Genomic DNA, 12,901 nt, shown 5'->3' on the forward strand with positions numbered 1-12,901 from the left:
CGGAGTGGCCGTTCGCCCGGATCGACGACGACATCGCGGCCAGGGACCTTCGCACAACAGCAGTGGGCCGCCGCCCTGTTGCCGCGCGTCGACCAGAGGGCCGGACGGCTCCGGCCCGGACTTCGACGCGCTCGCCGACCGGGCGGCGGCGCCGTGGCGACGCCTACTTCTTCGCCGTGGCCCAGGCGTGCTGCACGGCCAGGTCGGCCTTGACCTCGGCCAGTTGGGCGGCGACCGCCGAAGGGGCCGTACCGCCTCGGCCGCTCCGGGAAGCCAGCGCGCCGTGGACATTCAGGACCGTGCGCACCTCGGGCGTGAGGTGCTCGGAGATGCCCGCGAACTGTGCGTCGGTGAGCTGGTCCAGTTCGATGCCGTGCGCCTCACACTCCTTGACGCACTCGCCGGCGACCTCGTGCGCCACTCGGAACGGCACGCCCTGCTTCACCAGCCACTCCGCGATGTCCGTCGCGAGCGAGAAACCGGCCGGGGCCAGCTCCTCCATCCGCTCCCGGTTGACCGTCAGTGTCGCCATCATCCCGGTGAAGGCCGGGAGCAGGACCTCGAGCTGGTCGCAGGAGTCGAAGACCGGCTCCTTGTCCTCCTGGAGGTCGCGGTTGTACGCGAGCGGCAGCGCCTTCAGCGTCGCCAGCAGACCGGTCAGATTGCCGATGAGCCGGCCGGACTTGCCGCGCGCCAGCTCCGCGATGTCCGGGTTCTTCTTCTGGGGCATGATCGACGACCCGGTCGAGAAGGCGTCGTGCAGGGTGACGAAGGAGAACTCCTTCGTGTTCCAGATGATGACCTCCTCCGCGATCCGGGAGAGGTTCACGCCGATCATCGCGGTGATGAAGGCGAACTCCGCGACGAAGTCACGGGAGGCCGTGCCGTCGATGGAGTTGCCCGCGCTGCCGTGCTCGAATCCGAGGTCCGCGGCGACCGCCTCCGGGTCGAGGCCCAGCGACGATCCGGCCAGGGCGCCCGATCCGTACGGGGAGACCGCCGTGCGTTCGTCCCACTGCCGCAACCGCTCCGCGTCCCGGGAGAGGGACTGGACATGGGCGAGGACATGGTGGGCGAAGAGCACGGGCTGGGCGTGCTGGAGGTGTGTACGGCCGGGCATGGCAACGTCCGGGTGCGCCTCGGCAAGGCCGACCAGCGCGTCCTGGAGTTCGGCGATCAGGCTGCCGATGATCCGGGCGTGGTCCCGCAGATACATCCGGAAGAGCGTCGCGACCTGGTCGTTCCTGGACCGCCCCGCCCGCAGCTTGCCGCCGAGGTCCGCGCCGAGGCGCTCCAGCAGACCACGCTCCAGCGCGGTGTGGACGTCCTCGTCGGCGATCGTGCCGACGAAGGAGCCGTCGGCGACATCGGCTTCGAGCCGGCCGAGACCGGCCAGCATCCGCGTCAACTCGTCCTCGGTGAGCAGGCCGGCCACGTGAAGCGCCCGCGCGTGGGCGCGGGAGCCGGCGATGTCGTACGGCGCGAGCCGCCAGTCGAAGTGGACCGACGCCGACAACTTGGCCAGCGCCTCGGCCGGACCGTCGGCGAAACGGCCGCCCCAGAGCCGTACGTCACCGTTGTTGCTGCTCACAGCTGAAGCTCCTCAGGAGGGTGGATGTGCGCCCCCGGGGCCCCTGCGGGCCTGGGGGGGACCACCGCCCCGCCGCGGAGGAACGGGGAGGCGGCTGTCGTACGCCTATCGAATCAGGCGAGGTCGCGCCGCGCCGCGATCTTCGACGACAGGCCGAAGATCTCGATGAAGCCCTGCGCCTTCGACTGGTCGAACGTGTCGCCCGAGTCGTACGTCGCCAGGTTGAAGTCGTACAGCGACTCCTCGGACTTCCGGCCGGTGACGACGGCGCGGCCGCCCTGCAGGGTCATCCGGATGTCACCGGTGACGTGCTGGTTGGCCTCGTTGATGAAGCCGTCCAGGGCGCGCTTGAGGGGGGAGAACCACAGGCCGTCGTAGACCATCTCGCCCCAGCGCTGCTCGACCTGCCGCTTGTAGCGGGCCAGCTCGCGCTCGACCGTGACGTTCTCCAGCTCCTGGTGGGCGGTGATCAGCGCGATCGCGCCCGGAGCCTCGTACACCTCACGGGACTTGATGCCGACAAGACGGTCCTCGACCATGTCGATCCGGCCGATGCCCTGCGCGCCGGCCCGGTCGTTGAGCTGCTGGATCGCCTGCAGGACGGTGACAGGCTTGCCGTCGATGGCAACCGGCACGCCCTCCTTGAAGGAGATGACGACCTCGTCGGCCTCGCGCTGCACGGCCGGGTTCGAGGTGTACTCGTAGATGTCCTCGATCGGCCCGTTCCAGATGTCCTCCAGGAAGCCGGTCTCGACAGCCCGCCCGAAGACGTTCTGGTCGATGGAGTACGGCGACTTCTTGGTGGTCGCGATCGGGAGCTGCTTCTCCTCGCAGAAGGCGATCGCCTTGTCCCGGGTCATCGCGTAGTCACGGACCGGCGCGATGCACTTCAGATCGGGGCCGAGCGCGGAGATACCGGCCTCGAACCGCACCTGGTCATTGCCCTTGCCGGTGCAGCCGTGGGCGACGATGCCGGCGTTGTGCTTCCTGGCGGCGGCGACGAGGTGCTTGACGATCGTCGGCCGGGAGAGGGCGGAGACCAGCGGGTAGCGGTCCATGTACAGGGCGTTGGCCTTGATCGCCGGGAGGCAGTACTCGTCGGCGAACTCATCCTTGGCGTCGGCGACCTCGGCCTCGACGGCACCGCAGGCGAGCGCGCGCTTGCGGATGACGTCCAGGTCCTCGCCGCCCTGGCCGACGTCCACGGCAACGGCGATGACCTCGGCGCCCGTCTCCTCGGCGATCCAGCCGATGGCGACGGAGGTGTCCAGACCGCCCGAATAGGCGAGTACGACGCGCTCGGTCACTGGTTTCTCCTTACGATGCATTCGGTGATGGGTATAACTATGCAGTCCTCCGTATGTTTTGTCAACGCGGTCCGTACGGAGCACGGCGGGTGATCGATCACCGCGGATAATCCCCGTATGGGACAGCGCTACGAACGAATAGAAGGCCGTATCCGCAGCTTCATCGAGCAACAGCCCGTCTTCTTCACCGCCACCGCCCCACTCGGCGGCGAGGGGCATATCAACCTCTCCCCCAAGGGCCGCAGCGGCACGCTCGTCGTCATCGACGAGCTGACCCTCGCCTATCTCGACTTCGGCGGCAGCGGCGCAGAGACCATCGCCCACCTCCGCGAGGAAGGGAACGGACGCATCACGCTGATGTGGTGCGCGTTCACCGGCCCGCCCAAAGTGCTGCGGGTGCACGGCAGCGGTGAGGCGATCTTCCGGGACGACCCGCGCTGGAGCGATTTCATCCCGCGCTTCGAGCAGGTCGACGGGCCGAGCGCCCGCGCGATCATCGTCATCCACGCGCAGCGGATCAGCGACGCCTGCGGCTTCGCCGTGCCCTTCATGGAGTACCGGGAGGAGCGCACGCAGCACGCGGAGCACTTCGGCCGTAAGTCGGACGAGGAGTTCGCCGCGTACTGCGAGAAGAAGGAGCACGTCGGGGTGAGCCTGGACGGGCTGCCGGCGCTGCCGCTCCCCCTCCCCGCGCGTACGGACTGACCCGCGCGTACGGACTGACCCCGGCCAGTGGCCGGGTGCGCGTACGGCGCAGTCCGGGCGGCGCACCCCCCGGGCCGCGCGTACGGTCATGAACCATGCGCCCCGGACTCGCGCTCGGCTCCGTTCTGCTGCTGCTCACCGCCGGTACGGTCGCGGCCGTACCCGGCCGCGCGGTCACGCTCCCCGAGCGGATGGCCGACACCGGCGACGGCACCCAGCTGATCACCGCCGAGGCCCCGGGCACCGGTTCCACCACGGGCAGTGTCACCTGGTGGGACCGGCGCCGCGACGGGCGGTGGGTGGCGGCGGGCTCGGCGGCGGCCCGGTTCGGTGCGAACGGCCTGGCCGAGGGCGGCAGCCGGAAGCAGGGCACCCTCACCACTCCGACCGGGCTGTACGGCCTGCCGTACGCGTTCGGGACCAGCAACGCTGCCGCCTGGACCGACTACCCGTACCGCCGGGTGACGGAGCAGTCCTGGTGGTGCCAGGACAACGGATCCGACGCGTACAACCGCTGGGTGGAGGGGCTGCCCGCCGACTGCCGGGCGGCCGAGTCCGAACACCTGGTCACATACGCGACGCAGTACGCCCGGGCCCTGGTCATCGGCTTCAACTACGACCGTCCGGTGCGCGGTCGGGGCGCCGGGATCTTCCTGCATGTCAACGGCCTTGGCGCGACGGCCGGTTGTGTGTCGGTTCCGGACGCCGCGATGCGCCGGATCCTGGCCTGGGTCCAGCCCGGCCGCCGGCCGCATATCGCGATCGGAACAGCCTCCGGCACCACGGCCGTCACGCGCTACTGACCGGGCCGGCCGGCTCACGGATTGCACAAGCGTCCCTCGAATTGAACTCCGCGCGCCTCGCATGCGTATCCCCGTACGCGAAAGAGGTACAGCCGAGGAGCAGTCGTGGCGATGTTGCAGAGCGGTCGGGCCGCAAGGCGCCAGACCATGCGGGCGATCCGCCCCCGGCGTGACCCTGCGGTGGCGCTGCTGGCCGTCACCTGGGCCGGGGCGGTGGCCGTGCTGTCCCTGTGGTGGCAGAACACGGCGGTGGTGCACATGAGCACCGCCGAGTGGCTGATCGGTGCCGGCAGGATCACCGGTCTGCTGGGCGGATACACGATCGCACTGGTGGTGCTGCTGATGGCACGCGTTCCGGCGCTGGAACGGCGGGTGGGTTCCGACCGGGTGACCCGCTGGCACGCGATGAGCGGCCGCTACGCGATCAGTCTGATCGTCACGCATGTCGTGCTGACCGTCTGGGGATACGCCGTCCAGGCCCGCACCGGACTCGTGGAGCAGACCGTCACCGTCGTCGTCGACTTCCCCGAAATGATCAAGGCGGCGATCGGCACCGGGCTCCTGCTGCTCATCGGCTTCGTCTCGGCCGGGGCGGTACGCCGGCGGATGGCGTACGAGACGTGGTACTACCTGCACCTCCTCACCTATGTCGCGGTGTATCTGACCTTCTGGCACCAGCTGGCGACAGGTGCCGAGTTCGTGGCGAACCCGGCGGTGCGCACCGTCTGGTACGTGCTGTACGGAGCGGTCGGCGCGCTGCTGCTCTGGTACCGCGTCCTGTCCCCCGTCCGGCTCAATCTCTGGCACCGGATGCGGGTCGAGTCGACCGTGGACGAGGCACCCGGTGTGGTCTCCGTGCTGATCACCGGGCGACGGCTGCACCGGCTCGGCGCCGAGGCGGGCCAGTTCTTCCGGTGGCGGTTCCTCACCAAGGGGCTGCGCTGGAGCGCCAATCCGTACTCGCTCTCCGCCGCGCCCCGCCCCACTCTGATGCGTATCACCGTCAAGGCGGTCGGCAAACACAGCACGGCCCTGTCCCGCCTGGAGCCGGGAACACGGGTCTGGGCGGAGGGACCGTACGGAGCCATGACCGCAGGCCGCCGGAGCCGCAACAAGGTGCTGCTGATCGCGGGCGGCGCCGGGATCACCCCGCTGAGGGCGCTGTTCGAGACGCTGCCGGGCGGGCCGGGCGACCTGACACTGCTCTACCGGGCCAGCAACAAGCAGGACCTGGCGCTCTGGAGCGAGCTGCAGCAGATCGCCGAGCGCCGGGACGCACAGCTGATGTACGCGGTGAACGGCCCCGACGGGGCCAGGCCCGAGATCACCGCCGAGCGGCTGGCGGAGGTGCTGCCCGATATCGACGAGCACGACGTCTATCTCTGTGGGCCGCCCGGCCTCGCCGAGGAGTCCTACCAGGCACTGCGTGAAGCAGGAGTACCGTCCCGCCGGATCCACCACGAGTCCTTCGAGATGTGAGGCCGTCCTTGAAGAGGAAACATCCGCTTCGCCGGATCATGATCGGCGCCGCCGCCACCGTGTCGGGTGTCGTCCTGCTGCTCGCACTGAAGCAACCGGGAAACACCGTGGCGGGGGCGTCGCAAGCCGGCTCTCAGGTGCCGCCCACCGGCTCGGCCTCCGCCGGGAACGGGGCCGGGGCCGCGGGGAGCAGGACAGTGCTCGGTGATGTCGCGGGCACGCAGTACGGCGACGTCCAGGTCCAGCTCACCCTCAGCGGCGGCAGAATCACCGGGGCACAGGCGGTGAAGGCGCCCAGCGCGGACCCCAGGAGCCGGCAGATCGCCGACGGCGCGATCCCCAAGCTCAACCAGGCCGTGATGACGGCGCAGAGCGCGCAGATCGACGCGGTTTCCGGGGCCAGCTACACCAGCGAGGGCTACATCAAGTCCCTGCAGAGCGCACTCGACAAGGCCGGAACCGCGGGGGCGGCGGCGGGCTCCGGTGCCGGGGGTTCCGGCAGCGACGCGTCCGGCGCGCAGGCCGGGGCAGGGGCGCAGCCCGCGCAGCCCGGAGGGAGCTCGGGTTCCGCTGCGGGCTCGGGTTCCGGTTCCGGCGGCGCCCCGGCGGCGAAGACCGTCCTCGGCGACGTGGCCGACACCCAGTACGGCCCGGTGCAGGTCCGGATCACCGTCAGCGGCGGCAAGGTCACCGCGGCCGAAGCCGTCAAGGCACCTTCCACCGACGCCAACAGCCGACGGATCGCCGCCGACGCCGTGCCTAAATTGAACCAGGCAGCGGTCACGGCACAGAGCGCACAGATCGACGCCGTCTCCGGCGCCAGCTACACCAGCGAGGGCTACATCAAGTCCCTGCAGAGCGCACTCGACAAAGCGGGGCTGTGATGCCCGGCCGCCAGGAACGTCTGCGCCATGTCGAGCACTCCATGGGCACGGTCTTCTCGTTCGACATCCGTGTCGCCGACAGCAGCGGCTCTCCCAGGGTGCGCGCCGGGCTCGCCGCCGCCGTGGCCGGTCTGCACCGTGTGGACGAGATCTTCTCGACGTACCGTCAGGGCAGCCAGCTCAGCCGGCTCGCCCGCGGCGAACTCTCACTCGGAGAGTGCGTCACCGAGGTCTCCGAAGTGCTCGATCTGTGCATGGACGCGGAGCGGGAGAGCGACGGCTGGTTCACCGCCCACTACGCCGGAGAGACGGATCCGACAGGTCTGGTCAAGGGCTGGGCGGTGGAGTGCGCGGTCCGCATGCTCGCCTCGTCGGGTGCGGATTCGGTCTGCCTCAACGGAGGGGGCGACATCCAACTGCACGGCGGCCCCTGGCGGGTGGGCGTCAGTGACCCACTGCACCCGGGCGAGCTTGTCACGGTGATCGAGGCCGACGAGCGCCTCGCCGTCGCCACTTCGGGCCCGGCCGAGCGCGGCTGCCACATTCTCGACCCGCACACCCGTCGGCCACCCACCGAGGTCACGGCGTCGATGACCGTCGTCTGCCCGGGGCTGACCCACGCCGACGCGCGGGCGACCGCCGCGTACGCCATGGGCGGGCGGGCCCGCGACTGGCTGGAGGAGCTGCCCGATACCGAGGGCTTCGCGGTCAACGCCGACGGCAGCACCTGGCAGACCAGCGGATTCGCCCGCCACACGGCGAAGTTGACTGCCTGACGACGGGACGGCGGCGCTCGGCCGGACCGCCGCCGGCCTCAGCGGTCGTTCTGGGCCAGGCGCAGCAGATGGTCCGCGAGCGCCTGACCGCCCGCCGGGTCGCGGCTGATCAGCATCAGCGTGTCGTCGCCCGCGATCGTGCCCAGGATGTCGTGCAGTTCGGCCTGGTCGATGGCCGAGGCGAGGAACTGGGCAGCGCCCGGAGGCGTACGCAGCACCACGAGGTTGGCGGAGGCCTCGGCGGAGATGAGCAGTTCGGCCGAGAGACGCCGCATGCGCTCCTCCTTGGCCGACTCGCCGAGCGGCGCCTGCGGGGTGCGGAAGCCGCCCTCGCTGGGCACCGCGTAGATCAGCTCACCGCCGGTGTTGCGGAGCTTCACCGCGCCGAGCTCGTCGAGGTCGCGGGAGAGCGTCGCCTGGGTGACGCTCAGTCCGTTGTCCGCGAGGAGCTTCGCCAGCTGGCTCTGCGAGCGCACCGGCTGCCGGTTGAGGATGTCCACGATCCGGCGGTGGCGAGCCGTGCGGGTCTGCGGTACGGAGGGCCCGCCGTGCTCGGTGTCCTGCGCCTCGGTCATCGTCGTCGTCTCATTCCCCGGATCGTCCTTCCCCGTACACACCGTCGAGGATGCCCGGAAGCGCCTGGAGGAACGCGTCCACTTCCGCGTCACCGATGATCAGCGGCGGCATGAGCCGTACGACATCGGGGGCAGGAGCGTTCACCAGGAATCCGGCATCCTGAGCCGCCTGCTGCACCTTCGGTGCGAGGGACTCGGTGAGCACGATACCCAGCAGCAGGCCCGCGCCACGGACATGGGAGACCAGCGGGTGCCTGTGCTTGCCGCCGGCGCCCTCGATTCCGTCGCGCAGTTTCTCGCCGAGGCGCTTCACAGCGTCGAGGACTCCGTCGGCCGCGAGGGTGTCGAGCACGGCGAGTCCGGCCGCGCAGGCGACCGGGTTGCCGCCGAACGTCGTGCCGTGCTGGCCGGGCCGGAGCAGATCCGCGGCCGGGCCGAAGGCGACGCTCGCGCCGATCGGGAGCCCGCCGCCAAGCCCCTTGGCCAGCGTGACGACATCGGGCTCCACGCCCTGGTGCGCCTGGTACTCGAACCAGTGGCCGGTCCGCCCGATACCCGTCTGGACCTCGTCGAGGACGAGCAGCGTGCCGGTGGCCCGGGTGATTTCCCGGGCGGCCTCCAGATAGCCCTTGGGCGGGACGACCACGCCGTTCTCGCCCTGGATCGGCTCGATGACGACCAGCGCGGTCTCTTCGGTGACCTGGGCCCGCAGCGCCTCGGCATCGCCGTACGGAACGTGTGTGACGTCTCCCGGCAGCGGCAGGAACGGCTCCCGCTTGCCCGGCTGGCCGGTGAGGGCGAGGGAGCCCATCGTGCGGCCGTGGAAGCCGCCGTCGGTGGCGACCATGTGCGTACGCCCCGTCAGCCGGCCGATCTTGAAGGCGGCTTCGTTGGCCTCCGCTCCCGAGTTGCAGAAGAAGACGCGGCCGGGACGGCCGAAGAGCTGGATCAGCCGCTCGGCGAGTGCGACGGGAGGCTCGGCGACATAGAGGTTGGAGACATGGCCGAGGGAGGCGATCTGCCGGGAGACGGCCTCGACGACGGCGGGGTGGGCGTGGCCGAGCGCGTTCACGGCAATGCCACCCACGAAGTCGGTGTACTCGGTGCCGTCCGCGTCCCAGACCTTCGCTCCCCGGCCGCGGACGAGGGACAGCCTCGGCGTGCCGTAGTTGTCCGCCATCACGCCCTGCCAGCGTTGCGTGAGCTCCTCGTTGCTCATGACTCCCCCTCCAGCGGTACCTGTCCGTCGGGCACGACCATCGTGCCGATGCCCTCGTCGGTGAAGATCTCCAGCAGGATCGAGTGCTGGACCCGGCCGTCGATCACGCGCGCGGTGTTGACCCCGTTGCGCACGGCGTGCAGACAGCCCTCCATCTTGGGGACCATGCCGCTGGAGAGGTCGGGCAGCAGCTTCTCCAGCTGGGTGGCGGTGAGCCGGCTGATCACTTCGTCGCTGTTCGGCCAGTCCTCGTAGAGGCCCTCGACATCGGTGAGGACCATCAGCGTCTCGGCCCCGAGCGCGGCGGCGAGCGCGGCCGCGGCGGTGTCGGCGTTGACGTTGTAGACATGGTTGTCGTCGGCGGAGCGCGCGATGGAGGAGATGACCGGGATACGGCCGTCCTCCAGGAGCGCCTCGATGGCACCCGTGTCGATCCTGGTGATCTCACCGACCCGGCCGATGTCGACCAGCTCGCCGTCGATCTGCGGCTGGTGCTTGGTGGCGGTGATGGTGTGGGCGTCCTCGCCGGTCATGCCGACGGCGAGCGGGCCGTGCTGGTTGAGCAGCCCGACGATCTCACGCTGGACCTGTCCGGCCAGCACCATCCGTACGACGTCCATGGCCTCGGGGGTGGTGACCCTGAGGCCCGCCTTGAACTCGCTGACCAGGCCGTGCCTGTCGAGCTGGGCACTGATCTGCGGGCCGCCGCCGTGGACCACGACCGGCTTGAGGCCTGCGTGCCGCAGGAAGACGACATCCTGAGCGAAGGCCGCCTTCAGGTCCTCGTCGATCATGGCATTCCCGCCGAACTTGATGACGACGGTCTTTCCGTTGTGCCGCGTCAGCCAGGGCAGCGCCTCGATGAGGATCTGGGCCTTCGGCAGCGCGGTGTGCTTACGGGCGCTCATGAGGAGTACGCGCTGTTCTCGTGGACGTAGTCGGCGGTGAGGTCGTTGGCCCAGATCACGGCGGACTCGGACCCGGCGGAGAGGTCAGCGGTGATCTTCACCTCGCGGTAGCGCATGTCGACCAGGTCCCGGTCCTCGCCGACGCTGCCGTTCTGGCAGACCCAGACGTCGTTGATCGCGACGTTCAGCCGGTCGGGCTCGAAGGCGGCCTGCGTGGTGCCGATGGCGGAGAGCACCCGGCCCCAGTTGGGGTCCTCGCCGTGGATGGCGCACTTGAGGAGGTTGTTACGGGCGATGGAGCGGCCCACCTCGACGGCGTCGTCCTCGGTCGCGGCGTTGATCACCTCGATACGGATGTCCTTGCTGGCGCCCTCCGCGTCACCGATCAACTGACGGGCGAGATCGTCGCAGACGGTCCGAACGGCATCGGCGAACTCGTCGTACCGGGGCAAGAACCCACTGGCTCCGGAGGCGAGCAGCAGCACCGTGTCGTTGGTGGACATGCAGCCGTCGGAGTCGATCCGGTCGAAGGTCTGCCGGGTGGCGTCGCGCAGCGCCCTGTCGAGCGTTCCGGCCTCGAGGTCGGCGTCGGTGGTGAGGACGACGAGCATGGTGGCGAGGCCCGGCGCGAGCATGCCGGCGCCCTTGGCCATTCCGCCGACGGTCCAGCCGTCCTTGGTGACCACGGCCGTCTTGTGGACGGTGTCGGTGGTCTTGATGGCGATGGCCGCCTTCTCGCCGCCGTGCGGGGAGAGCTCGGTGGCGGCCTTCTCGAGACCGGCGAGGATCTCGTCCATCGGCAACAGCAGACCGATCAGGCCCGTGGAGGCGACGGCGACCTCGCCGGCGCTCTGGCCCAGCACCTCGGCGGCCTTCTCGGCGGTCGCGTGGGTGTCCTGGAAGCCCTGCGGGCCCGTACAGGCGTTGGCGCCACCGGAGTTGAGAACGACGGCGGTGACTTCACCGCCGCGGAGTACCTGCTCGGACCAGAGGACGGGCGCGGCCTTGACGCGGTTGGAGGTGAAGACGCCCGCGGCGGCGCGGCGCGGACCGTTGTTGACCACGAGGGCCAGGTCCGGGTTGCCGTTCTCCTTGATCCCGGCGGCGATGCCCGCCGCCGTGAATCCCTTGGCTGCCGTGACGCTCACTGCATCTCCTTGTTCGCTTCTCCGTCCGCGCCGGTGGTCCCGCCCGCCGGAGGCGGGGCGAGCAGCGGTGCGGCTTTCGTCGTTGTCAGCAGCCCGGCGGCTGCGCGTGCTCCTCCAGCGACCGCTGGTCGGTGCCCCCGGCTCATGGAGCGACTCCGATCGTGGAGAGTCCGGTGTCCTCGGGGAGCCCGAGGGCGATGTTCATGCTCTGCACCGCGCCGCCCGCGGTGCCCTTGGTGAGGTTGTCGATGGCGCTGATCGCGATGATGCGCCCGGCGGCCTCGTCGTACGCGACCTGGATCTGGACGGCGTTCGACCCGTAGACGGAAGCGGTGGCGGGCCACTGGCCCTCGGGAAGCAGGTGAACGAACGGCTCGTCCTGGAGCGCCTTCTCGTACGCGGTCCGTACATCCTGACCCGTCGTACCCGGCTTCGCCTTCGCGCTGCACGTGGCGAGGATGCCGCGGGCCATGGGCGCGAGTGTGGGCGTGAAGGAGACGGTGACCCGCTCGCCGGCCGCGGCGCTCAGGTTCTGGATCATCTCGGGGGTGTGGCGGTGGCTACCGCCTACGCCGTACGGGCTCATCGAGCCCATCACCTCGGAGCCGAGCAGATGCGGCTTGGGCGCCTTGCCCGCGCCGGAGGCGCCGGAGGCCGCGGTGATCACCGCCTCCGGCTCGGCGAGCGAGGCCGCGTACGCCGGGAAAAGGGCGAGCGAGACGGCGGTGGGATAGCAGCCAGGCACGGCGACGCGCTTGGCCCCTCGCAGCGCGGCGCGGGCTCCGGGCAGCTCAGGGAGACCGTAGGGCCAGGTCCCGGCGTGCGGCGAGCCGTAGAACGTCTCCCAGTCGGCCGCGTCCTCCAACCGGAAGTCGGCGCCCATGTCGACCACGAGGACCTCGTCGCCGAGCTGCCCGGCGACGGCGGCGGACTGACCGTGCGGGAGGGCGAGAAAGACGACCTCGTGCCCGGTGAGCACCTCGGCGACGGTCGGCTCGAGCACCCGCCCGGCGAGCGGGAGCAGATGCGGCTGCAGGCCACCGAGCTTCTGACCCGCGTTGGAGTTACCGGTGAGGGCGCCGATCTCGATTTCGGGGTGGGCGAGGAGCAGCCGGAGAAGTTCTCCGCCCGCGTATCCACTCGCTCCTGCCACTGCCGCACGTACCGCCATCGAGCCCTCCTCGTCGATGGCATGACTATACGCATCTCTGCAGATTTATGCAATCAGCCGCCGCGCCTGCGGACCTTCGTGTGACGGGATGCGGTAGTTGGAACCATGAGGGTGTGGTGACCTTGCGATTCGGACCCCGCAGGTCATGCTTGTTGGAACCAGACGGTCACGCTGCTTGCAACCTGCGGTGAGTTGCCATTCACGTTGGAACCGGTCGCGAGTCTTCGGCGTTCGCGTGCTGACAGACGCTTCCCCGAGTCACACGCGCCCACCCGGCCGGCCTGGTCGGCGAAACGGATGAACGGATCTTCCAGCAGAGCCTTCAACGACACGGT

General features: G+C 70.0%; 12 protein-coding genes. 5 read left to right on the forward strand and 7 right to left on the reverse strand.

Annotated elements, in window-relative coordinates; genetic code table 11:
* Positions 1–163 precede the first annotated feature (163 nt).
* Together argH and ACWDZ6_RS23795 are read right to left on the reverse strand one after the other, a co-directional pair.
* Complete coding sequence (argH, locus tag ACWDZ6_RS23790; RefSeq protein WP_451504421.1) at positions 164–1,591, reverse strand: argininosuccinate lyase; 1,428 nt, start codon at positions 1,589–1,591, stop codon at positions 164–166.
* Positions 1,592–1,704: 113 nt separating this feature from the next.
* Complete coding sequence (locus ACWDZ6_RS23795) at positions 1,705–2,898, reverse strand: argininosuccinate synthase (RefSeq protein WP_451504422.1); 1,194 nt, start codon at positions 2,896–2,898, stop codon at positions 1,705–1,707.
* A gap of 117 nt (positions 2,899–3,015) precedes the next feature.
* On the opposite strand from ACWDZ6_RS23795, the gene ACWDZ6_RS23800 reads away from it, so the two are divergent.
* The 5 genes from ACWDZ6_RS23800 (at position 3,016) to ACWDZ6_RS23820 (ending at position 7,545) form a co-directional block, all read left to right on the forward strand.
* On the forward strand, positions 3,016–3,603 hold the full coding sequence (locus tag ACWDZ6_RS23800; protein ID WP_451504423.1) for a pyridoxamine 5'-phosphate oxidase family protein: 588 nt from the start codon (positions 3,016–3,018) through the stop codon (positions 3,601–3,603).
* Between the two features lie 95 nt (positions 3,604–3,698).
* On the forward strand, positions 3,699–4,406 hold the full coding sequence (locus tag ACWDZ6_RS23805; protein WP_451504424.1) for a L,D-transpeptidase family protein: 708 nt from the start codon (positions 3,699–3,701) through the stop codon (positions 4,404–4,406).
* A gap of 111 nt (positions 4,407–4,517) precedes the next feature.
* The gene (locus tag ACWDZ6_RS23810) at positions 4,518–5,885 is read left to right on the forward strand and encodes a ferredoxin reductase family protein (RefSeq protein WP_366735135.1); all 1,368 of its coding nucleotides are present in this window, start codon (positions 4,518–4,520) and stop codon (positions 5,883–5,885) included.
* Positions 5,886–5,893: 8 nt separating this feature from the next.
* Entirely contained in the window at positions 5,894–6,769 is an 876-nt protein-coding gene (locus ACWDZ6_RS23815) for an FMN-binding protein (RefSeq protein ID WP_451504425.1), read from the forward strand.
* Positions 6,769–7,545 (forward strand): FAD:protein FMN transferase, encoded by a 777-nt coding sequence (locus ACWDZ6_RS23820; protein ID WP_451504426.1) that lies wholly within the window; start codon positions 6,769–6,771, stop codon positions 7,543–7,545. Before ACWDZ6_RS23815 ends, ACWDZ6_RS23820 begins: the two co-directional genes overlap by 1 nt.
* 38 nt (positions 7,546–7,583) lie before the next feature.
* On the opposite strand, the gene ACWDZ6_RS23825 is transcribed toward ACWDZ6_RS23820, so the two are convergent.
* The 5 genes from ACWDZ6_RS23825 to argC all read right to left on the reverse strand — a co-directional run bounded on the left by ACWDZ6_RS23825 (position 7,584) and on the right by argC (position 12,566).
* Entirely contained in the window at positions 7,584–8,120 is a 537-nt protein-coding gene (locus tag ACWDZ6_RS23825) for an arginine repressor (protein WP_366735127.1), read from the reverse strand.
* A gap of 10 nt (positions 8,121–8,130) precedes the next feature.
* Positions 8,131–9,339 (reverse strand): acetylornithine transaminase, encoded by a 1,209-nt coding sequence (locus tag ACWDZ6_RS23830; RefSeq protein ID WP_451504427.1) that lies wholly within the window; start codon positions 9,337–9,339, stop codon positions 8,131–8,133.
* Positions 9,336–10,247 (reverse strand): acetylglutamate kinase, encoded by a 912-nt coding sequence (argB, locus tag ACWDZ6_RS23835; RefSeq protein ID WP_366735129.1) that lies wholly within the window; start codon positions 10,245–10,247, stop codon positions 9,336–9,338. Before argB ends, ACWDZ6_RS23830 begins: the two co-directional genes overlap by 4 nt.
* Complete coding sequence (gene argJ / locus ACWDZ6_RS23840; protein WP_451504428.1) at positions 10,244–11,395, reverse strand: bifunctional glutamate N-acetyltransferase/amino-acid acetyltransferase ArgJ; 1,152 nt, start codon at positions 11,393–11,395, stop codon at positions 10,244–10,246. Before argJ ends, argB begins: the two co-directional genes overlap by 4 nt.
* 142 nt (positions 11,396–11,537) lie before the next feature.
* Positions 11,538–12,566 (reverse strand): N-acetyl-gamma-glutamyl-phosphate reductase, encoded by a 1,029-nt coding sequence (argC, locus tag ACWDZ6_RS23845; protein WP_451504429.1) that lies wholly within the window; start codon positions 12,564–12,566, stop codon positions 11,538–11,540.
* Positions 12,567–12,901 lie beyond the last annotated feature (335 nt).

The organism is Streptomyces sp. NPDC002926, from assembly GCF_053591755.1.